Source organism: Ramlibacter albus, from assembly GCF_014297445.1.
In the GTDB taxonomy this organism is placed as follows: Bacteria; Pseudomonadota; Gammaproteobacteria; order Burkholderiales; family Burkholderiaceae_C; genus Ramlibacter; species Ramlibacter albus.
In genome coordinates this window covers 345803-366730 of the sequence record NZ_JACORU010000004.1, presented here as the reverse complement: position 1 = coordinate 366730, position 20928 = coordinate 345803, and the positions used below count along the sequence as shown (strand labels likewise).

General features: G+C 67.9%; 21 protein-coding genes and 1 other RNA gene. 6 read left to right on the top strand and 16 right to left on the bottom strand.

The window, feature by feature from the left end; translation table 11 throughout:
• Positions 1-9: 9 nt before the first annotated feature.
• Positions 10-1191, bottom strand: a complete 1182-nt coding sequence (locus H8R02_RS13510; RefSeq protein WP_187081946.1) for a class I SAM-dependent rRNA methyltransferase — start codon at positions 1189-1191, stop codon at positions 10-12.
• A 70-nt stretch (positions 1192-1261) separates the two neighbouring features.
• Between H8R02_RS13510 and H8R02_RS13505 the strand changes: the two genes are divergently transcribed.
• Positions 1262-3034 (top strand): sensor domain-containing diguanylate cyclase, encoded by a 1773-nt coding sequence (locus tag H8R02_RS13505; RefSeq protein ID WP_187081945.1) that lies wholly within the window; start codon positions 1262-1264, stop codon positions 3032-3034.
• A gap of 92 nt (positions 3035-3126) precedes the next feature.
• Here H8R02_RS13505 and H8R02_RS13500 read toward each other — a convergent pair whose 3' ends face one another.
• The 4 genes from H8R02_RS13500 to H8R02_RS13490 are packed head-to-tail and all read right to left on the bottom strand — an operon-like array spanning position 3127 to position 6247.
• Entirely contained in the window at positions 3127-4044 is a 918-nt protein-coding gene (locus H8R02_RS13500; protein WP_255429326.1) for a tyrosine recombinase XerC, read from the bottom strand.
• A gap of 1 nt (position 4045) precedes the next feature.
• Positions 4046-4744, bottom strand: coding sequence for a DUF484 family protein (locus tag H8R02_RS30405; RefSeq protein ID WP_255429325.1), 699 nt, complete (start codon positions 4742-4744; stop codon positions 4046-4048).
• A complete protein-coding gene (gene dapF, locus H8R02_RS13495) occupies positions 4745-5605 on the bottom strand; it encodes a diaminopimelate epimerase (RefSeq protein ID WP_187081943.1) in 861 nt (286 codons plus the stop codon).
• Positions 5606-5614: 9 nt separating this feature from the next.
• Entirely contained in the window at positions 5615-6247 is a 633-nt protein-coding gene (locus tag H8R02_RS13490; RefSeq protein ID WP_187081942.1) for a 2-hydroxychromene-2-carboxylate isomerase, read from the bottom strand.
• 9 nt (positions 6248-6256) lie between these two features.
• Here H8R02_RS13490 and H8R02_RS13485 point away from each other — a divergent pair, with 9 nt between their 5' ends.
• Positions 6257-7741, top strand: a complete 1485-nt coding sequence (locus H8R02_RS13485; RefSeq protein ID WP_187081941.1) for an NAD(P)-binding domain-containing protein — start codon at positions 6257-6259, stop codon at positions 7739-7741.
• Positions 7742-7744: 3 nt separating this feature from the next.
• Here H8R02_RS13485 and H8R02_RS13480 read toward each other — a convergent pair whose 3' ends face one another.
• Positions 7745-8728 (bottom strand): Bug family tripartite tricarboxylate transporter substrate binding protein, encoded by a 984-nt coding sequence (locus H8R02_RS13480; protein WP_354004917.1) that lies wholly within the window; start codon positions 8726-8728, stop codon positions 7745-7747.
• 64 nt (positions 8729-8792) lie between these two features.
• Here H8R02_RS13480 and H8R02_RS13475 point away from each other — a divergent pair, with 64 nt between their 5' ends.
• Entirely contained in the window at positions 8793-10427 is a 1635-nt protein-coding gene (locus H8R02_RS13475) for an MBL fold metallo-hydrolase (protein WP_187081939.1), read from the top strand.
• A 12-nt stretch (positions 10428-10439) separates the two neighbouring features.
• Positions 10440-11441, top strand: coding sequence for a DUF898 family protein (locus H8R02_RS13470; protein ID WP_187081938.1), 1002 nt, complete (start codon positions 10440-10442; stop codon positions 11439-11441).
• Here the strand turns inward: H8R02_RS13470 and rnpB are convergent.
• An RNA gene (gene rnpB, locus H8R02_RS13465) (RNase P RNA component class A) lies at positions 11436-11750 on the bottom strand. The genes H8R02_RS13470 and rnpB overlap by 6 nt on opposite strands.
• Before the next feature lie 61 nt (positions 11751-11811).
• Between rnpB and H8R02_RS13460 the strand changes: the two genes are divergently transcribed.
• Together H8R02_RS13460 and H8R02_RS13455 are read left to right on the top strand one after the other, a co-directional pair.
• Positions 11812-12060: a type II toxin-antitoxin system Phd/YefM family antitoxin gene (locus H8R02_RS13460; protein ID WP_187081937.1), complete on the top strand. Its 249-nt coding sequence runs from the start codon at positions 11812-11814 to the stop codon at positions 12058-12060.
• Positions 12057-12470, top strand: a complete 414-nt coding sequence (locus H8R02_RS13455) for a type II toxin-antitoxin system VapC family toxin (RefSeq protein ID WP_187082060.1) — start codon at positions 12057-12059, stop codon at positions 12468-12470. Before H8R02_RS13460 ends, H8R02_RS13455 begins: the two co-directional genes overlap by 4 nt.
• Positions 12471-12510: 40 nt before the next feature.
• Here H8R02_RS13455 and htpX read toward each other — a convergent pair whose 3' ends face one another.
• From htpX to H8R02_RS13410, 9 genes are all read right to left on the bottom strand, one after another.
• Positions 12511-13383 (bottom strand): protease HtpX, encoded by an 873-nt coding sequence (gene htpX / locus H8R02_RS13450; protein ID WP_187081936.1) that lies wholly within the window; start codon positions 13381-13383, stop codon positions 12511-12513.
• A gap of 63 nt (positions 13384-13446) precedes the next feature.
• Entirely contained in the window at positions 13447-14208 is a 762-nt protein-coding gene (locus H8R02_RS13445) for a DUF3025 domain-containing protein (RefSeq protein WP_354004916.1), read from the bottom strand.
• Positions 14190-15224, bottom strand: a complete 1035-nt coding sequence (pyrC, locus tag H8R02_RS13440) for a dihydroorotase (protein ID WP_187081935.1) — start codon at positions 15222-15224, stop codon at positions 14190-14192. The genes H8R02_RS13445 and pyrC overlap by 19 nt, the downstream gene beginning before the upstream one ends.
• A 31-nt stretch (positions 15225-15255) precedes the next feature.
• Positions 15256-15993, bottom strand: coding sequence for an amino acid ABC transporter ATP-binding protein (locus H8R02_RS13435; RefSeq protein WP_187082058.1), 738 nt, complete (start codon positions 15991-15993; stop codon positions 15256-15258).
• 18 nt (positions 15994-16011) lie between these two features.
• Positions 16012-16683: an amino acid ABC transporter permease gene (locus tag H8R02_RS13430; RefSeq protein ID WP_187081934.1), complete on the bottom strand. Its 672-nt coding sequence runs from the start codon at positions 16681-16683 to the stop codon at positions 16012-16014.
• A gap of 1 nt (position 16684) precedes the next feature.
• Positions 16685-17452: an amino acid ABC transporter permease gene (locus H8R02_RS13425; protein ID WP_187081933.1), complete on the bottom strand. Its 768-nt coding sequence runs from the start codon at positions 17450-17452 to the stop codon at positions 16685-16687.
• A gap of 57 nt (positions 17453-17509) precedes the next feature.
• Positions 17510-18406, bottom strand: a complete 897-nt coding sequence (locus H8R02_RS13420; protein WP_187081932.1) for an amino acid ABC transporter substrate-binding protein — start codon at positions 18404-18406, stop codon at positions 17510-17512.
• A 92-nt stretch (positions 18407-18498) separates the two neighbouring features.
• Positions 18499-19914, bottom strand: a complete 1416-nt coding sequence (aspA, locus tag H8R02_RS13415) for an aspartate ammonia-lyase (RefSeq protein ID WP_187081931.1) — start codon at positions 19912-19914, stop codon at positions 18499-18501.
• Between the two features lie 80 nt (positions 19915-19994).
• Complete coding sequence (locus tag H8R02_RS13410; RefSeq protein WP_187081930.1) at positions 19995-20927, bottom strand: LysR substrate-binding domain-containing protein; 933 nt, start codon at positions 20925-20927, stop codon at positions 19995-19997.
• Between the last annotated feature and the right edge of the window lies 1 nt (position 20928).

Here is a 20928-nt window from a genome sequence, read left to right as displayed (position 1 = left end):
AAAGTGTAGTTACTTGCGAACGACCACGAGGCCCTTCAAGTATTCCCCTTCGGGAAATGCGAGCGTCATCGGGTGGTCGGGCGCGGCGCCCATGCGCTGCGCGATGTAGCCGTCCACGGCCGCATCGGTGCCGGCGGAGGCGACGATCTTGTGGAAGAGGTCGGCGGAGATGCCGCCCGAACACGAGTACGTGAAGAGCACGCCGCCCGGCTCCAGCAGCTTGAGGGCGAGCCGGTTGATGTCCTTGTACGCCCGCGCGGCGCGTTCCGCGTGCGCGGCGGTGGGCGCGAGCTTGGGCGGGTCGAGGACGATGGCGTCGAACGTGCGGCCGGCCTCGATGAAGCCGCGCAGCGTGGCGTTGACGTCCGCATCGAGGAACTCCGCGCGCGCCGCGTCGAAGCCGTTGAGGGCGACGTTCTCGCGGGCGCGCGCGAGCGACGGGCCCGACGAGTCGACCGAGGTCACGTGGGCGGCACCGCCCGCGAGCGCCGCGATCGTGAAGCCGCCGGTGTAGCAATAGCAATTGAGCACGCGCTGGAATTGCAGGCGTTCGGCGTACGAGGCGAAGAGATGCCGGCTGTCCCGCTGGTCGAGGTAGAAGCCCGTCTTGTGGCCGGCCGCGATGTCGACCGCGAAGCGCCAGCCGTGTTCGCGGATCTCCAGCTGTGTCGGCCCTTCGCCCCGCAGCCAGCCGGTGGCAACGGGCAGGCCCTCGAGCGAGCGCGCATTCGCATCGGAGCGCTCGTACAGCTTCGCCAGGCCGGTGGCCTCGAGCAGCGCATCGGCGAGCACCTTCTTCCACCGCTCCGTGCCGGCCGCGAGGAACTGCGCCACGAGCGTGTCCCCATAGCGGTCCACCACCAGCCCCGGCAGCCCGTCCGACTCGCCGTGCACCAGCCGCATCCCGTCGCTCTGGATCCCCATGCGCTCGCGCGCCGCGACCGCGCGCGCGACGGTCTGCCGCAGGAAGTCCGCATCGATGCGCTGCCCCTCCTGGAAGCTCCACGCGCGCACGCGCATGTGCGACGCGGGGCTGAACGCGCCCCAGGCCAGGAAGCGGCCGTCCTGCGCTTCCACGCGCACCGTCTCGCCGCTGTCCGCGCCGCCCTTGTGGACCGCGGAATCGAAAACCCAGGGGTGGCGGCGCAGCAGCGAACGCTCCTTGCCCTCCTTCAACCGGATGACTTTCATGCGCCTATTGTCATTCCGGCGGCAGACAGGCCGCCCCGGCGCGGGGACAATCCGGCGAAAAGGAGTGCGGATGGGGTTGTTGGAAAGGGCACGCGCCTGGCTGGGCGGCGCGCTGCTGGTGACCTGCATGGCCATGTTGGGGGCCACGCCCGCGTCAGCACGCCACGTGCTGGAGCTGGACGTGGCCAGGGGCCCGGTGCAGCTGCTCGACTGGGGCGACGCGTGGGTCGACGAGGGCCCGCAGGCGAAGGTGGAACGCGTCGCGTCGGATCCCTCCATTCCCTGGCAGCCCACGCACGAGGGCGCCATCTACCGGCTGGACACGCACAAGGCGCTGTGGGTCCGCTTCACCGTGCCGCCCGCGCCGGACCACGAACGCTGGTACCTCGAGGTGCCGTACCCCTCCGTCAACCGGGTGACGCTCTACACGCAGGACAGCGCGGGCGAGTGGCAGTCCCAGTCGGCGGGCGACACCCTTCCCGTCGCGGACTGGCCGGTGCCCTACCGCCACCCGCTCATGCCGATCCAGGTGTCGGCCGAGGTACCGCGCAAGTACCTGGTGAAGATCGAGAACCCGCACAGCTTCAGCGCGCCGCTCACCTTCGTGTCCGACAGCTACCTCGCGCGCAGCGAGCAGCGCACGTCGCTCGTCCTGGGCATGTACTTCGGCCTGGTGGCGCTGTCCGTGATCGTCGCCCTGCTCAGCGCGGTTTCGCTGCAGGACACGGCCTATGGCTGGTACGCCGCCGTGGTGGGGCTGATGGGCCTCGGCCAGGGCGCGATGACCGGCGTGGCCGGCCTGCACCTGTGGCCCAACTGGCCGTACTGGCACGACCTGTCCTCGATGGTGCTGCCCGTCGCGGCGGTCGCGGCGATGCAGGGTTTCGTGTCGTCGCTCGTGTCGCTGCCCGAGCGCTCGCGGCGGCTGCACTGGCTGCTGCGCGCGGTGTCGGCGCTGGGCATCGTCGTCATCGCCGTCATCGTGCTGTCCGAGCCCTCCTACCGGTTCCGGATCATGGTCCCGTACATCGTGCTGGGCACCTCGGTGGGCACGGCCGCCAACATCTGGGCGGCGTGGCGCGGCGACCGCTTCGCCGTGGGCCTGCTGGTAGGGACCATCCCGGTGCTGATCGGCGCCGCCTTCCCGCTGGCGCGGCTCGCAGGCCTCATCCCGGTTAGCTTCGCGACCATGCACGGCATGCAATTGGGCATCGCGCTGGAACTGCCGATCCTGCTGGTCATCCTGATGCTGCGCAGCCAGCACCGGCGCGAGAACCGGCGGCGCATCCTGAAGATCGACCGGGTCGACCCCGCAACGGGCCTGATCAACGGCTTCGTCTTCAATGAGCGGCTCGTACAGATGATGGCGCGCTCGGTGCGGCTGAAGTACCGCAGCGCGGTGCTGCTGGTGGACATCGCCAACATCGAGGACGTGCGGCGGCAGTACGGGCGCGCGGCCGCCGACGAACTGCCTTTGCGCGTTGCCGGGCGGCTGCTCTCGTCGGCGCGAGAGATCGACAGCGTGGCGCGGCTGTCGGAGAACCGCTTCGGCATCCTGCTCGAAGGGCCGCTGACGGCGGGCGAAGTGGCGGAGGCGGCGCCGCGCGTCGTGGCGCGCTGCCTCATGCCCTTCAAGAACCGTCCGATCGACTGGGTGGCGCAGGCTCGCGTGGCGCAGGCGCTGATCCCCATGGACGGCACCGACCCGGAGGACGTGCTCACGCGGCTGGAGGCGCTGCTGGCAAACGTACCTGCGGACAGCAAGCGCGCGGTGTTCACGCTGCCGAGGGACCCGACGCCGACAGCTGTGAGCCCGGGCCAGGCGGGGGTGCAGGGCGCCTAGTCCGGTGGGGCCGTCATTGCGGGCTTGACCCGCAATCCATGTCGGCGCGCCACCATGGATCCCGGATCAAGTCCGTGATGACAGACCTTCTTTCACTTGCGTTTCGCGCGCGGGTGCGCCGCGTCGTACGCCTTCGCGAGGTGCTGGAAGTCGAGGCGCGTGTAGACCTGCGTCGTGCCGATGCTTGCGTGACCGAGCAGCTCCTGCACGGCCCGCAAATCCTGGCTCGATTGCAGCACGTGGCTGGCGAACGAGTGCCGCAGCATGTGCGGATGCACGGGTGTCGCGAGGCCGGCGAGCAGGCTGCGCCGCTTCAGCCGCGCCCAGATCGACTGCGCGGTCAGCCGCGTGCCGTGGCGGCCGATGAAGAGCGCGGGCTGCTCCGCGAGGGCCGCCTGGTCGCGCACGGCCAGCCACGCGCGCAGGGCTTCGAGCGCCTTCGCGCCGACCGGCACGATGCGCCGCTTGCTGCCCTTGCCGAGCACGTGGGCTTCGCCGCCTTCGAGGTCGAGCCAGCCGCGTGACTTCGGCCCCGCATGGGCATCGAGCCCCACGACTTCGCCGACGCGCAGGCCGCAGCCGTAGAGCAGCTCGACGATCGCCGCATCGCGCGTTTCGAGCCACGGGTCATCGGCTTCTTCGTTGTGGTCGGCCAGCTGCATCGCTTCGTCGACGCCCAGCGCCTTGGGCAAGGGCTTCGGCGCCTTCGGTGCGCGCACATCGACCACGGGATTGGTTGGAACCAGCCCTTCGCGCCCGAGCCACGCATAGAAGCCGCGCCAGCCGGAAAGGATGAGCGCGATCCCCCGCGGGCTGCGCCCGCCGCCGTGCATCTGCGCCACCCAGCGGCGGATGTGCGCGTTCTGCACGCGCGTGAGTTCGATGCCCGCCTTTTCGGCGTTGTCGGCCAGCTTGCGCAGGTCGAGCGAGTAAAGCTCCAGCGTGCGGTCGGCCAGCCGCTTCTCGACGCGGACGTGTTCGAGATACTTCTCGATCAGTCCGGTGTCCATGTCACTTCGGCCGGATGCGCGCCAGCGCCGCGCTCGCCAGCTCCGCGATGCGCTCCAGGAAGTCCGTGCCCATGCCGCTCTGGAAGCGCTGCGGGTCGGGCGACGCGAGCACCAGCATGCCGAACGCCGCGCCGGGGCTGTTGATCGCACCCGCGCGCAGCGGCACGAGCGCGATCGACATCGCGGTGGCGGGGTCTTCGAGCCAGTCCACGGCCTCGAAACCGGAGTTGACGCCGCAGTAGGCGGAGGTGAGCGACGAAGCAAAGCTCTTCGCATCCTCGCTCACGCCCTGCGCGAACGGCTCGCCGGCATAGCGCGTGTCCACGTCCCAGACCTTCAGCGCCACCTGCGGCACCATGAACTGCTTCTGCAGCTCCGCCACCAGCGTGGGCGGCAGCGCGCGGCCGGACTGCACGACGAACATCGAGCGCGCCCAGCGGTGGATGCGGTCGGAGATCACCATGTTCTCGTTGCCGTTGCGCACCATGTCCATGATGCGGTGCTCCAGCGCCTTGATCTTCTCGCGCAGCATCTCGGCCTGCCGCTCCTGCAGGCTCACGGCGCGGTTGCCGTGCGGGCTGGTCAGCTGCACGGCGGCCAGCAATTGCGCATGGCGCTCGAAGAAGTCGGGCGTGTTCGCCAGGTAGTTGGCGATGTCGTCCTCGGTGATCGGGTTCATGCCGTCGCTGGGTGTCGTCATTCAGAGTTCCATTTCGCCTTCGAAGACGGTGACCGCGGGCCCCGTCATCAGCACGTTCGCGCCGGGGCGCCATTCGATGGTGAGCACGCCGCCGTGCGTCTGCACGTCAACGCGATTGTCGAGCCTGCCAAGGCGAATGCCCGCGACAACGGCGGCGCAGGCCCCCGTGCCGCATGCGAGCGTCTCGCCCGCGCCACGCTCCCACACGCGCAGCTTCACGCGCGAGCGGTCCAGCACCTGCATGAAACCGGCGTTCACGCGGTTCGGAAAGCGCGGGTGGTGCTCGATCTTCGGGCCCATCTCGCGCACGGGTGCGGTGTCGACGTCCGCCACCTCCTGCACGGCATGCGGGTTGCCCATCGAGAGCACCGCGACCTGCACCTTGGGCGAATCGGCATTCGTGCCGAGCGCCAGCGTCCACTTCTCCCAGCCGCCGTCGGTGTGCGGCGACAGGCCGGCTGCGTCGAACGGCACCTGCGGCAGCGCGAAGATGGGCGCGCCCATGTCCACGGTGACGCGGCCGTCCGCGCCGATGCGCGGCTCGATCACGCCCGAGAGCGTCTGCACGCGGATGGTGTCGCTGCCCGTCAGGCCCTTGTCGCGCACGTAGCGCGCGAAGCAGCGCGCGCCGTTGCCGCACTGCTCCACCTCGCCGCCGTCGGCGTTGTGGATCACGTATTCGAAATCGACACCCGGCGCGGGCGAAGGGCGCACGGAGAGGATCTGGTCGGCGCCGATGCCGAAGTGCCGGTCGGCCAGGCGGCGGTACTGCTCGGGCGTGAGCTGCAGGCGGCCGCGGGTTTCGTCCAGCACGACGAAGTCGTTGCCGGCGCCCTGCATCTTGGTGAACCGCACTTTCATGGGCAGCGATTATCCGCGCGCGCGCAGCTTGTCGAGTGCGCGGTCGACGAATTCGAGGCGGTCCTGTCCCCAATAGCGCACACCTTCCAGCACGAAGGTCGGGGCGCCGAACACGCCCTTCTTCACGGCCTCCTCGCTGAAGGCCTGGTACTGCGCCAGCGTCTGCGGCGCCTGCTCCAGCGCGTGCAGTGCCTTGCCGTCGTAGCCGTTCTCGTTGGCGATCGCGATGCGCACTTCGGCCTGCGAGGTGTCGCGCTCCTCCGCCCACAGCGCGCGCAGCAGCGCGTGCGAGAGCGGCAGCGCGTCGAGCCCCTGGGCCTGCGCCGCGATCACCATCCAGCCCGCGTACTTGTTCCAGTTGGGGTCGCTGACGGTGTAGCGCGGGTAATGTTTCGGCTGCAGCACGATCGGCATGCCGAGGTATTCGGAAAAGCGCGCGAGTTCCTCGTCGTGATAGGTGCGGCGCGGTTCGGGCCGCGTGCGGATGGGCACGCCACCGGTCTGCACGACCACCGCCTGGAAGTCGTACGGCTTGAGGACCAGCTTCGCGTGGTGGCGGCGCACGATGTCCTGCAGCCGCGGCCCGGCAAAATACGCCCAAGGCGACGACAGGCTGTAGAAGCAGTCGAGTTGTATCGTCATCCACGGATTATGTTGTCACTTCCCCCCGTACCGCCGCAGTCGCTGGCCAGCCCTCGTGACGAGGCGGCGCTGGCCCGCCTGGCCGAAACCGCGCGGGCCGACCTCGCTCGCCTGAACTATCCCGTTGGGAACTGGGTGCCGCCCACCGAGGCGCCCCACGGCGCGCCCGTGCTCGATGCACTGGTCGCCGGCGCCGGCATGTGCGGCCAGACTGCCGGCTACGGCCTGCTGCGTGAAGGCATCACCAACATCCGCGTGATCGACCGTGCCGCACGCGGCGAGGAAGGCCCGTGGGGTACCTATGCGCGCATGGTGACGCTGCGCAGCCCCAAGCACCTCACCGGGCCGGACCTCGGCGTGCCTTCCCTCACCTTCCGCGCGTGGTACGAGGCGCAGCACGGGGCAGCGGGTTGGGAGGCGCTGCACAAGGTCGGCCGCATCGACTGGCGCGACTACCTGCTGTGGGTGCGGGACACGGTGGGGCTGCGCGTGGAGAACGATACGTCACTGGTTTCCGTGGACGATTCCGGCGACTTGCTGCGCGTCGCGCTGCGCACGCCGCGCGGTGAAGAGGTCGTGTGGACGCGCAAGCTCGTGCTGGCACTGGGGCGCGACGGCAGCGGCGCGCCGCGCTGGCCCGGGTTTCCTTCGCTCGACCGCACGGCGTCGCGCGGCCGCGTGTTCCACTCCGCGGACGCGATCGACTTCGATGCGTTGAAAGGCAAGCGAGTCGGCGTGCTCGGCGCGGGCGCATCCGCGTTCGACAATGCCGCATGCGCGCTGGAAGCCGGCGCCCGCGTGTCGCTCTTCGCCCGCAGGCCGATCCTGCCGCAGGTGAACAAGAGCAAGTGGACCTCGTTCGCCGGCTTCTTCCGCGGCTACGAAGCACTCGACGACATGCGCAAGTGGCGCTTCTACACCTATATCTTCGACGAGCAGGTGCCGCCGCCGTGGGAGACGGTGCGGCGCTGCGATGCGCATTCGACCTTCGAGTTGCGTCTCGCCGAGCCTTGGGTCGACGTGAACGCCGACGCGCAAGGCGTCACCGTCACGACGTCGAAGGCAACGGAGCGCTTCGACACCATCATCTTCGGCACGGGTTTCGACGTGGACCTGCTGGACCGTCCCGAGATCGCGCGCTACCTGCCGCACATCGACGTGTGGGCCAATCACGTCCCGCCGGAGCATGCGCGGAAGAATGCGGAAGCCGCGCGCTTCCCTTACCTCGGGTCCGGCTTCGAACTGCGTTCCACCGATGCGGCACACGCAGCCCCACTCTCGCGCATGCACCTGTTCAACTGGGGCAGCACCATGAGCCACGGCGCGCTGGCGGGCGACATCCCCGGCCTGCAGATCGGCGCGCGGCGGCTGGCCGAGGCCATTGCACGCGACCTGTTCGTGCAGGACGCGGACGCGCACTGGGCGCGCCTGCAGGCGCTCGAAGAGCCGGAGTTGCTGCCGACGAAGTGGTACGTGCCGCCGGCGCAGCGGTGAGGTTCACTCGATGGTGATGTTGGCCTGCCGCACGACCTCGGCCCACTTCTGGCGGTTGGCATGCACCGTCGCCTTGAACTGCTCGGGCGTCTCCAGGCGGATCGTGTTGCCGGCGCTCTCCAGCTTGCTGCGCACCTCGGGCATCTGCAGCACCTGCCGCACCGCGCCGTTGAGCTTGGCGACCACGGCGGGATCGGTGCCCTTCGGGGCGAACAGCGCGAACCAGGTCGAGCTGTCGAAGCCCTGCGTCCCGGGGATGCCGCTCTCGGCGATCGTCGGCACCTCCTGCACCGCCGCGACGCGCTTCGCCGTGGTGACACCCAGCAGGCGCACCTTGCCGGCCTTGTACTGCGTCAGCACCGTCTGCACCTGGTTCATGATGCAGCAGGTCTCGCCCTTGAGGATGGCCTGCATCGCCTCGGGCCCCCCCTTGTAGGGCACGTGCACCATGTTCAGCCCGAGCTTGGAATTCAGCTCGGCAAAGGCCATGTGCGTGCCCGTGCCGTTGCCGGTGGACGCGTAGTTGTACTTGCCCGGGTGCGCGCGCACCTCGTCGACGAACTCCTTGAGCGTCTTCACGTTCATCACGTCCGGGTTGATGGTGAGCACGTTGGAGACGTCGAGGATCGGCGTCACCGGCACGAAGTCGGCCTCCACATCGAACGGCAGCTTCTTGTACAGGGCGGCATTGCTGCCGTGCGTGGCGGCCGTGCCGAACACGACGGTGTAGCCGTCCGGCTTGGCCCGGGAGACGTACTCGCTGGCCACGTTGCCGGCGGCGCCGACCTTGTAGTCGATGACCACCGGCTGGCCGAGCACCTTGCCCAGCGGCTCCTGGATCGTGCGCGCGACGACGTCGACGCCCGAGCCGGCCGGGAAGGTCATGATGAAGGTGATGGGTTGCTTCGGCCAGTCGGCCTGCGCGAAGGCGGCCGCGGCTGCGAACGAAACGGTGACGGCGGCAAGGGCTTTCAGAAGCTTGGACACTGCGGCTCCTCGGTGTGTGCGGCGATTATGCGGCGCGCCGAATTCCCCGTGATGTAATCGGCGCATGGTCCGAGCCACCCAACTCCTGCACCCCCAGCGCGAGCCCGCTGTCCCCCGGCCCGCGGCCACCGTGCTGCTGCTGCGCGACGGCGCGCAGGGGGTCGAGGTGCTGATGACGCGCCGCTCGCCCACCGCGAGCTTCGCACCGGGTGCCTATGTCTTCCCCGGCGGCGCGATCGACGCCGCCGATGCGCAGGTGCACGGGCACGCGATGCGGCGGCCCACGCAGGACGACCTGCGCCTGACGCAGGCCGTCGCCGCCATCCGCGAGAGCTTCGAGGAGCTCGGCGTGCTGCTTGCGCGCCATGCCGACGGCACGCCGCTGTCGCCCGCCGACCTTGCCGCTTTCGACCGCAGGAAACCCTTCGTCGCGCAATGCATCGAGCACGGGCTCAAGCTCGCCGCCGACCAGGTGTTCGTGCTCGCGCACTGGATCACCGACCGCGACCTGCCGCGCCGCTTCGACGTGCCCTTCCTCGTCGCGCGCATGCCGCCCGGGCAGCAGCCCGTGGCCGACGAAGCCGAGCAGTTCGAGCCGGTGTGGGTGCGCCCGGCGGATGCACTGCAGCGCCACGAGGCCGGGCAGTTCTTCATGATCTTCCCGACCATCCGCACGCTCGAGCGCCTGCGCAAATTCGAGACGGTGGACCAGGTGCTGGCCGCGTGCGCCACGGAGCAGCCGCTGTGGACGAGCTGCCCGCGCGCGGGCTTCGTCAACGGCGCCGAGCAACGCTACATGGAACACGAGATGGCGTACGGCGAACTCGCGCTCACCTCGCCCGACGGCCAGCTGGTGCACCACCTCGACTGGCGCCACGACCAGCCGGTGCGTTTGCTCAAGAACGTGATGCGGCTGACCGCGGGCAACCCCGGCGTGATGACCGGCCCCGGCACCAACAGCTACATCGTGGGTGACCCGGCCACGGGCTACATCGCGATCGACCCCGGCCCGGACGATGCGGAGCACCTCGAACGCATCTGGTACGCCACCCATGGCGACATCCGCATGATCGTGTGCACGCATTCGCACCCGGACCATTCGCCCGGCGCGCGGCCGCTGCAGGCCATGTGCGAGAAGAAGCCGCCGATCCTCGGGCTGGCGTCGCTGCCCACCGCGCGGCCCGCCAGCGAGTTCACGCCGGACCGCCCGCTCGCGCACCACGAGAAGCTTCAGCTGCAGGCGGGCGACGTGACGCACACGCTCAAGGTCATCCACACACCCGGGCATGCGGCCAACCACCTGTGCCTGGTGCTGGTGGAAGACGGGCTGCTGTTTTCCGGCGACCACGTGCTCAACGGCAGCACGACCGTGGTCGACCCGCCGGACGGCGACATGACCGACTACCTCGACTCGCTCGATGCGCTCACCGCGGCCTGCGACGAGCACGGCATCGAGTACATCCTGCCCGCGCACGGGCACGTGCTCGGCTTCGCGAAGCAGGCGATCGCGCATCTCAAGGGCCACCGGCTGAATCGGGAATCGAAAGTGGTTGCCGCGATGCGCGCCAAGCCCAAGGGCACGCTGGAGGAGTGGGTGGAGATCGCCTACGACGACGTGCCGCCGCGCATGTGGCCGATGGCCAAGCGCTCGCTGCTCGCGCACGTGCAGCGCATCGAGTCGCTGCAGCTCGCACGCTGAGCTTCCCGCCCGATGCGGCAGCTGCCGGTCACGTTCACCGGGGACCGCGACGAGTGGCGCCGCCTCGCGAGGCGCGACCTGCTGCTGAACCTGCTGTTCACCGGCTTCTACACGCCGATCGCAAAGCGGCGGGCTGGGGACTGGTTCCTGCGGCACACGCAACTCCATGGCACGCCGATCGAAGTGCTTCCGGTGGCGAAGTCGCGCTGGCCGGTGGTCGTGATCGTGGTGCTGTTCATTGCGCTTCGCATCGCCACCGACATTGGGTTCGGGCCGCCCTTGCCGGTGGTGATCGTCACCGGGCTCGTCCTGCTGCCCTATCTCTGGCGCACGACGGCGGCGCGGCGCGTGGACGGGTTGCGCTGGCGGGGCGTGCAATTGCGGTTCGTAGCGGGCTGGGCGGAGGTGTATCGCGCGAGCTGGCCGCTCTTCGCCATCGGCATGCCGTGGGCTGTCATCGCACCTCGGGTCGCGGAAAGCTCGCAGGGCGGGGAGTTGCACTTCCCACCGGGTCTCGTGGCCGCCCTCGTGGTGCTGGTCGCCGCCGCCCTGCCCCTGCTGGTGCGCCTGTCGTTCAACTATCGCCGCCTGCTCGTCACGCGCACGGTGGCGGGTCCTCACTCGATCGAATGGGATGCGCTCTTCGGGCGCTACCTCGCGATCTGGGCGACGAGTGCACTGGCGTTCGCGGTGAGCGTGTTTCCGGTGGTGCTTGGCCTGCGCTACGCGATCTTCGGCACGGCCGCCATGCCCGAAGGCGCGACCGGCTGGCAGGCCATCGCCGTCCCATTGGCAGGCGCGCTGCTCGCCGTCGTGCTTTCGGCGCCTGCGCGCTCATGGCACGAGGCGCGGATGTTCTCATTGCTGTGGAACAACGTTCGCGTGGGTGAAGCGGCTCGCTTCTCATGCACGCTCGACGAGCGCGCTTTCGTCCGCGAGCGCGGCCGTTTCGACAAATATCGCGTGAAGGCTGCGTCGGTGAGCCTGTGGGTCGCCGACGCGGAAAAAATGTGAAGCCCGCCGATACGCCGGATTCTGTGCGCCCGGTTTCCCGGACGTGACCGCCATTCATCTGGGCCGGGGGTCGCCCACCCGGCTCGGTGCTACCTACCCGCCAGCTCCGCGGAGCCACATCGACGCTGGCCTATTTGGTATTGCTGCGCGTAGAGATTGCCCGTTTCACCCCCGCGGCTTGCGCCGCGAGACTCGTCTCTGTTGCTCTGATCCTCACCTCGCGGTGGAGAGGCGTTACCTCCTACGCTGCCCTGTGCAGTCCGGACGTTCCTCCAGTGCTTTCGCACCAGCGACGGCCTGGCGGGCTTCACGAGGCTATTGTCCATCGCCTTTGATTCCGCCGTTGTAGAAACGTAGCTACAATGGCGTCATGCGCATGATTTCCAGCCGCGAATTCAACCAGGACACCAGCAGCGCCAAGCGGGCGGCTGCGAAGGGCCCCGTCTTCATCACGGACCGGGGCCGGCCGGCGCACGTCCTCCTGTCGATCGAAGACTACGAACAACTCGCCGGATCCCAAAGGAGCCTTGTGGAGCTGCTGGCCGATCCCGCAGCGGGCGGAATCGAATTCGAGGCGCCCAAGGCCGATCTCGACTTTCGGCCTGCGAAGCTGCGCTGATGTTCGTCCTCGATACGAACGTCGTCTCCGAACTGCGCAAGGGCGCGAAGGCGAACGCCAACGTATCCTCCTGGGCGGCTGCACATGCGACGACCAGCTTCTACATTTCGGTCGTCACGCTTCTGGAACTCGAGCACGGTGTGCTGCTGAAGGAAAAGAAGGACCCGAAGCAAGGCCAGGTCCTGCGCAACTGGCTCTCCGGCCAGGTGATGCCGGCCTTCCACCACCGCACCCTCGACATCAACAGCGAAGTCGCACTGGAGTGTGCGCGGCTGCACGCGGCAGACCCGCAGTCGTATCGCGACTCGCTGATTGCCGCCACGGCGCTTGTTGCCGGTATGACCGTCGTGACACGCGACACGGCACCCTTCGGCGCGATGAAGGTGCCATTCGTGAACCCTTGGCTCTAGCTGCCGGACAGAAAAAAGCCGCCCGAAGGCGGCTTTCTCGTTACTGCTGCGCCGTTTGCAGCGCCGCGATGCGCTCCTCGATCGGCGGGTGCGTCGAGAACAGCTTGCCGACACCGGACGTGATGCCGAAAGCGGCCATGTTCTTGGGCAGCTCGCCGGGCACCATGCCGCCCAGGCGGGCGAGCGCGTTGATCATCGGCTGCTTGCGGCCCATCAGCTGGCTGGAGCCCTTGTCCGCGCGGAACTCGCGCTGGCGGGAGAACCACGCCACGATGATCGCGGCCAGGAAGCCCAGCAGGATGTCCAGCACGATGGTGGTGACCATGTAGCCGATGCCGGGGCCGCGGCGCTCCTCGCCCTTGGACAGCCAGCTGTCCACCAGGTATCCGATGACGCGCGAGAGGAACACCACGAACGTGTTCATCACGCCCTGGATCAGCGTCATGGTGACCATGTCGCCGTTGGCGATGTGCGCGACCTCGTGGCCGATGACGGCCTCGACCTCGTCGCGCGTCATGCCCTGCAGCAGGCCCGTGGACACCGCGACCAGCGCGCTGTTCTTGAACGCGCCGGTGGCGAAGGCATTGGGCTCGCCCTCGAAGATGCCGACTTCGGGCATGCCGATGCCGGCCTTGTCGGCGAAGCGGCGGACGGTCTCGACGATCCAGGCTTCGTCGGCGCTGCCGGTGCCGTCGATGACCTGCACGCCGGCGCTCCACTTCGCGACCGGCTTGGAAATGAGCAGCGAGATGATGGCGCCGCCGAAGCCCATGACCGCGGCGAACCCGAGCAGCATGCCGAGGTTCAGGCCGTTGGCCGTGAGGTAGCGGTTGACGCCGAGCAGGCTGGACACGATGCCCAGCACCACCACGACGGCGAGGTTGGTCAGGACAAAGAGGACGATGCGTTTCATTCAGGCTCCGAAGGATGGTCGTTGTTCACCCCGCGCGGAAGATGAGGCTGCCGTGCAGCCAAATCAAGACCCCCGCGGGGCCCGCCGGTCGCCTCTGTTGTGTCCCTCGTTCTGGCGTGCCGGGCGAAATACGAGAGAGTCATCATAGAAGGAAAAGTTCGCGTTCTGCTCCGACCACCCGGGGACGCCCAGCACCGGCAGCGGGGTGAACGGCTTGGCGGCCAGGCGTTCGGCGCTGATTTCGCCGGCCAGCCACTCGTCGACGAAAGCCAGCGGCGCGGGCGCGCACCAGACATGCGCCGTCATGTCCTTGCGCGGGGTGGTGAGCTTCTCCAGCAGGGCGTGGCCGAAGATCGTGAGCTGGGCCTGCTGCCACAGCGGCCGCAGGTCGACGAAGAGGCGACGCCAGTCGCGCGCGAGGAGCGCGTCCCAGAGGGCCTGCGGGGCGGCCAGAAGCGCGCCGTTCTCGTCGAACACCGTGATCGCATCGCGCACCGGGCCGCGGCGCGCGCCGATGCCGCTGCGTTCGATCTCGCTGGCTTGCAAGCGGTTGAGCGCACGCTTGGCATGCGGGAACTTCGACCACACGAGCGCGTTGAAGAGGTCGTGCAGGTTGTCGCGCGTGGGGCAGCGGCCGGTTTCGAAGATGAAGGTTTCGTAGGGCGTGCCGTCGGGCAATTCGGCCGGTGGGACGAAGTCGACCGGCGCGCCTTCGGCGTTCAGGGCGTCCAGCAGCGACGCGGCACGCTCGATGCGCGGCCCGGCGTTGCGCCAGGGCGCATACCAGGGCTGCGACCAATCGACGGTCAGGGCACCAGGCGCCACGGCAGCTGCTCGCCCCCGCGCAGCGGCTTGAGCTCGGCTTCGCCGAACGGCACCGTCTCGGGAGCGGTCCACGCCTCCTTGCGCAACGTGATCGTGTCCGTGTTGCGCGGCAAGCCGTAGAAGTCCGGGCCGTTGAAGCTGGCGAAGGCTTCGAGCTTGTCGAGGGCACTCGCGTTGTCGAACGCCTCGGCATACATCTCGATCGCGGCGTGCGCCGTGTAGCAGCCGGCGCAGCCCAGCGCATGCTCCTTCAGGTGCGCCGGGTGCGGGGCGCTGTCGGTGCCGAGGAAGAAGCGCGGGCTGCCGCTCGTGGCGGCTTCGACGAGCGCGAGCCGATGCACTTCGCGCTTGAGCACCGGCAGGCAGTAGTAGTGGGGGCGGATGCCGCCGGTGAAGATGGCGTTGCGGTTGTAGAGCAGGTGGTGCGCGGTGATCGTGGCGCCAAGGAAGCGGTCCGCGTCGCGCACGTAATGCGCCCCCTCTTTCGTGGTGAGGTGCTCCATCACGATCTTCAGCTCGGGGAAGTCGCGGCGCAACGGGATGAGCTTCTGGTCGATGAACACCGCCTCGCGGTCGAACAGGTCCACCGCCGGGTCCGTCACCTCGCCATGCAGCAGCAGCAGCATGCCGGCCTTCTGCATCGCCTCAAGCGTCTTGTACGTCTTGCGGATGTCGGTCACGCCCGCGTCGCTGTTCGTGGTCGCGCCAGCCGGATAGAGCTTGCACGCCACGACCCCGGCCGCCTTCGCACGCACGATCTCCTCGGGCGCGAGGTTGTCCGTGAGGTACAGCGACATCAGCGGCTCGAAGCGGCGGCTCGAGGGCACCGCCGCGAGGATGCGGTCGCGGTACGCCGTGGCCTGCTGCGCCGTCGTCACCGGTGGCTTCAGGTTCGGCATGATCAGCGCACGGCCGAACTGCGCGGCCGAATGCGGCACGACGTCGCGCATGGGTGCCCCGTCCCGCACATGCAGGTGCCAGTCGTCGGGGCGGGTGATCGTGATTTCTTGCGGCATGGGACGGATTGTCCCAGACCGCAGGGCGTACTCAGTGCGCCAGTATCTTGCTGAGGAAGTCCTTGGTGCGCGGCTGCCGCGCATCCGGGTCGCCGAAGAACTCCTCCTTGCTGCAGTCCTCCAGGATGTGCCCGCCCACGTCGATGAAGATCACGCGGTTGGCGACCTTGCGGGCGAAGCCCATCTCGTGCGTGACCACCATCATGGTCATGCCTTCCTTGGCCAGGTTGACCATCACGTCCAGCACCTCGCCGACCATCTCGGGGTCGAGCGCGGACGTGGGCTCGTCGAACAGCATGACGATGGGGTCCATCGACAGCGCACGGGCGATGGCCACGCGCTGCTGCTGGCCGCCGGAGAGCTGGCCGGGGAACTTGTCCTTGTGCGCCATCAGGCCCACGCGGTCGAGCATCTTGAGGCCGCGGGTCTTCGCCTCGTCGAGCGAGCGGCCGAGCACCTTCACCTGCGCGATGGTGAGGTTCTCGGTGACGGACAGGTGCGGGAACAGCTCGAAGTGCTGGAACACCATGCCCACGCGGCTGCGCAGCTTGGGCAGGTCGGTCTTGGGGTCGGTGAGGCTGATGCCGTCCACCGAGATGTCGCCCTTCTGGAAGGGCTCCAGCCCGTTGACGGTCTTGATCAGCGTGGACTTGCCCGAGCCGGACGGCCCGCAGACCACCACCACGTCACCCTTGTTGATCTGCACCGAGCAGTCGTGCAGCACCTGCACGGGGCCGTACCACTTGGAGACGTTCTTGATTTCGATCATGGCCATGGCTGGTTCTCTTTATCGGATGATCTGGACCTTGAGCTGGATGCGCCGCACGATCCACGACAGGCCGAGGCACATCACGAAATACAGGATGGCGGCGAGCAGGTAGGCCTCGACCGGGCGGCCGAGGTTCTTGCCCGCCGTCTCGAAGCCCTTGAGCATGTCGTACGCGCCGATGGCGTACACGAGCGACGTGTCCTGGAACAGGATGATGGTCTGCGTCAGGAACACCGGCAGCATGTTGCGGAACGCCTGCGGCAGGATCACGAGTTTCATGTTCTGCCCGTAGCTCATGCCCAGCGCGAAGCCCGCGTTCACCTGCCCCTTGGGGATGGACTGGATGCCGGCGCGCACGATCTCGGAGAAGTACGCCGCCTCGAAGGCGATGAAGGTGATGATCGCCGACATTTCCGCGCCGATCGGCCGGCCGATGGCGAACGGGATCAGCAGGAAGAACCACAGCAGCACCATCACCAGCGGGATGGAGCGCATCGTGTTGACGTAGGCCGCCGACGGGATCTCGAGGAACGGCTTGCCCGACAGGCGCATCAGCGCGAGCACCGTGCCGAAGACGATGCCGCCGATGGTGGCGACGATGGTCAGCCAGATCGAGAAGATGAAGCCCTTCGTGACGAACGGCCCGAGGACGTCCCAGCTGAAGAAGGAAAGGTCGAGGTTGCCCAGCATGTCAGTGCCCCCCGCCCATGCCGCCTGCCGCGACGAAGCCGGGCACCTGCGTCTTGCGCTCGATCACGCGCATGATGCGGTTGATGACGAAGGCCGACAGCGCGTAAAGCAGCGTCACGGCCAGGTACATCTCCACCGGGGCGGACGTCTCCTCGCCCGACTGCCGCGCGAAGAAGGTGAGCTCCGCGATCGACACCGCGAAAGCCACCGAGGAATTCTTGATGATGTTCATCGACTCGCTGGTCAGCGGCGGGATGACGATGCGCAGCGCCATCGGCAGCAGCACGTACTTGTAGACCTGCGGTGTCGAGAAGCCCAGGGCCATGCCCGCGTAGCGCTGGCCGCGCGGCAGCGCCTGGATGCCGGCGCGCACCTGCTCGGCCACGCGCGCCGAGGTGAACAGGCCCAGCGCCAGCACCACGAGCACCGTGGAAGGCACTTCCTTCATCGCGGGGAAGATGCCGGGGATGACGAAATACCAGAGGAAGATCTGCACCAGCAGGGGGATGTTGCGGAACAGCTCCACCCACCCGTTGGCAAAGCGCACCAGCCAGGGGCTGTTGGGTAGTGTGCGCAGCGTGCCGATGACAAGCCCTGCGACCAGCGCAACGACCAGCGACGACAGCGCGACGAGCAGCGTCCAGCCCCACGCTGAAATGATCCAGTTCAGGTAGGTCTGGTCGCCGCCCTTGGAAAAGCCCGCGAGGCAGCCTGAGACGACTTCACCCGTCGTGGTCTCCTTGCAGAAGACCTGCCAGTCCCAAGCCATTTTTCTCTCCTCTTTCTACGTATTCTCGCGGCCCCGAAGACTCTTGCGCTTTCTCGCTTACTTCTTCGCGTAGTCTTCCATCGGCTTGTCGTTCAGGTTCTGCCAGGCAGCCTTGGTGCTGTCCGACGCGGCCAGGCCCACCTTCACGTTCTTCGGCGGGATCGGCTGCATGAACCACTTGTCGTAGATCTTCTGCATGTCGCCGCTCTTGACCATCGCGGCGATGGTGTCGTTGCCCAGCTTCTTGAACGCGGGGTCGTCCTTGCGGATCATGATGGCGATCGGCTCGACCGACAGCACTTCGCAGCAGATCTTGAAGTCGGCGGGGTTCTTGGCGTTGGCGATGGCGCCGGCAACGATCTGGCCGTCCATCACGAACGCGTCGGCGCGGCCCGTCTCCAGCAGCAGGAAGCTGTCGGCGTGGTCCTTGCCGAACACCTCCTTGAAGTCGACGCCATTGGCGCGCTCGTGCTTGCGCAGGTGCTGCACGGACGTGGTCCCGGTGGTGGTGGCGACCGTCTTGCCGTTGAGGCCGTTGACGGAGTTGATGCCCGAGTTGGCCTTCACCGCGACGCGCACTTCCTCGACGAACGTGGTGTTCAGGAAGGCGACGTCCTTCTGGCGGGCCGTGTTGTTGGTGGTGGAGCCGCACTCGATGTCCACGGTGCCGTTCTGCACCAGCGGGATGCGGTTCTGCGACGTGACGGGCTGGTAGTTCACCTTCAGCGTCTTGCCGGCGGCCTTCTGCAGGTCGGCGATGATGCGCGAGCACACTTCGTAGTGGAAGCCGGCGTACTTGCCGTCGCCCAGCGTGTAGGACAGCGCGCCCGAGGACTCGCGCACGCCCATGGTGACCTGGCCCGAGGCCTTGACCTTGGCGATGGTGTCGTTGGCTTGCGCGAACGCGCCGGCGGCGCAGGCCACGAGGGCGGCGGCGAGCAGATGCTTCTTCATGCGTATCTCCTGTTTTGAAGCGGGGGTGTTGACAGCGGGATTCTAGGGACTCGGCAGTCCGGGGAAAGCAGGGTTTGTGCCCGGTGCCTTCCCTACTCCTGCAAACGCACGGGCTGCGTCAGTTTCTCGGGCACGAGCAGCGCCTCCACCTGCTCGCGCGTCATGATGCCCAGGCCCTGCGCCACCTCGTCGACGGGGCGGCCGGTGGCGATGGCGGTTTTCGCGATGAGCGCGGCCTTTTCGTAACCGATGATCGGGTTGAGCGCCGTCACGAGGGTGATGGACTCGCGCACGCGGCGCGCCAGCAGCTCGTGGTTGGCCTCGATGCCCTTGACGCAGTTCTCGTTGAGCGTGATGCAGGCATTGGTGAGGTGGTTGATGCTCTTGAAGAGGCTCCAGCCCATGATCGGCTCGAAGGCATTGAGCTGCAGCTGGCCCGCCTCCGACGCCATCGTCACCGTGACGTCGTTGCCGATCACTTCGAAAGCCACCTGGTTCATCACCTCGGGGATCACCGGGTTCACCTTGCCGGGCATGATCGACGAGCCGGCCTGCCGCGGCGGCAGCCTGATGTCGCCGAAGCCCGCCTGCGGGCCACTGGAGAGCAGGCGCAGGTCGTTGCAGGTCTTGGACAGCTTGGTCGCCACGCGCTTGAGCACGCCGGACAGCTGCACGAAGGCACCCGTGTCCTGCGTCGCCTCGACAAGGTTGTGCGCCTTCACCACGGGGATGCCGCTCTGCCCGGCCAGCAGCTTGCACGCGAGCTCCGCGTAACCATGGGGCGCGTTGATGCCGGTGCCGATGGCGGTGGCGCCGAGGTTCACTTCCTGGATCAGCGCGCGCGCTTCGCGCAGCCGCGCCTCGTCCTCCTCGATCATCACCGCGTAGGTGCTGAACTCCTGGCCGAGCGTCATCGGCACCGCGTCCTGCAACTGCGTGCGGCCGATCTTCAGCACGTTGCGGAACTCCTCGGCCTTCGCCGCGAAGCCGCCGCGCAATTGCGCCATCGCGGCGAGCAGGCGGTCGATGCCCATCCACAGCGCCAGCCGCACCGCGGTCGGGTAGACGTCGTTCGTGCTCTGCGAGGCATTGACGTCGTCGTTCGGGTGCAGGACGTCGTAGCGGCCTTTCTCGTGGCCGAGCACTTCGAGCGCGAGGTTCGCGATCACCTCGTTGGCGTTCATGTTGGTCGAGGTGCCGGCGCCGCCCTGGATCACGTCCACCACGAACTGGTCGTGGCAGCGGCCCTCCACCAGCTGCTCGCAGGCGCGCGAGATCGCATCCGCCTTGCGCTGTTCCAGCACGCCGAGCTGCAGGTTCGCCGTGGCGGCCGCCTTCTTCACGAAACCGAACGCGCGGATCAGCTCGGGCATTGCCGAGACCGGCGTGCCGGAGATCGGGAAGTTCTCCACGGCCCTGGCCGTGTGCACGCCCCAGTAGGCAGCGGCGGGGATCTGCTTGTCGCCGAGGAAGTCGTGTTCGACGCGGTAGGTCACGGGTTGGGCCATGTGCTTGCAATGGGCGCGAACTGTAGATTTGGCGCGCCCCGCACGCCAATGCCGTTTGCGCGGCCGATTATGCAAAAAATTTATGAGTATCGGCTGGCGCTACTGTGGCTGGCCAGGTAGGACCAGAGTGCCTGCACCGTCCCTTTGGGCGACTCCTTGCCCAAGGGTTTCTCCCTATAAGCGCGAACCTCCATCGTCATCGACAGGTTCTCGCCGCCCGCAGGCACGAGGCGCTTCGTGCGCAGCTCCTTCTTCACCGCGGAGTACGGCAGGAAGGCGATGCCGTGCCCTTCGAGCGCCATCACCTTCAGGCCTTCGGCCATGTCGGTTTCGTAGACGCGGTCGAGGTGGATGGCGGTACCGGCTTCCTTGAGGATCAACTCCGTGACGCGCCCGAGGTAGGCCCCCGGCGCGTAGCCCAGGTACGGCAACGGATGCCCCGCGCGGCCCGGCAGCCGGAAGATGGGCTCGCCATGCGAATCGCCCTTGCAGTAGGGCGCGAGCGATTCCTCGCCGAGGGCGACCATCTCGTAGCGGTCGCTGTCCAGCTGCAGCGGCTGCGAGGGGTGGTGGTAGGCGATGAGCACGTCGCAGCCGCCTTCGACCAGGCGCATCGCGGCGTCATGCACGTTCAGCGCGATGAGCCGGCTCTTGATCGGCCCGAACTTCTCGCGCAGGCTCGACACCCACGCCGGGAAGAACGTGAAGGCCAGCGTGTGCGGCACGGCGAACTCGATCACGTCCTTGCCCGCGGCTGCATGCCCGCGCAGCATCGCGCGCGTGCTCTGCAGCGCCTGCAGCATCTCCAGCGACTGCGCGTAGAGCGTCTCGCCCGCGGGCGTGAGGCGCGTGGGGTAAGAGCTGCGGTCCACGAGGTCCGTGCCGGCCCACGCCTCCAGCGCCTGGATGCGGCGCGAGAAGGCCGGCTGCGTCACGTGCCGCAGCTGCGCGGACCGGCTGAAGCTGCGCGTTTCGGCGAGGCTCACGAAGTCCTCGAGCCACTTGGTCTCCATG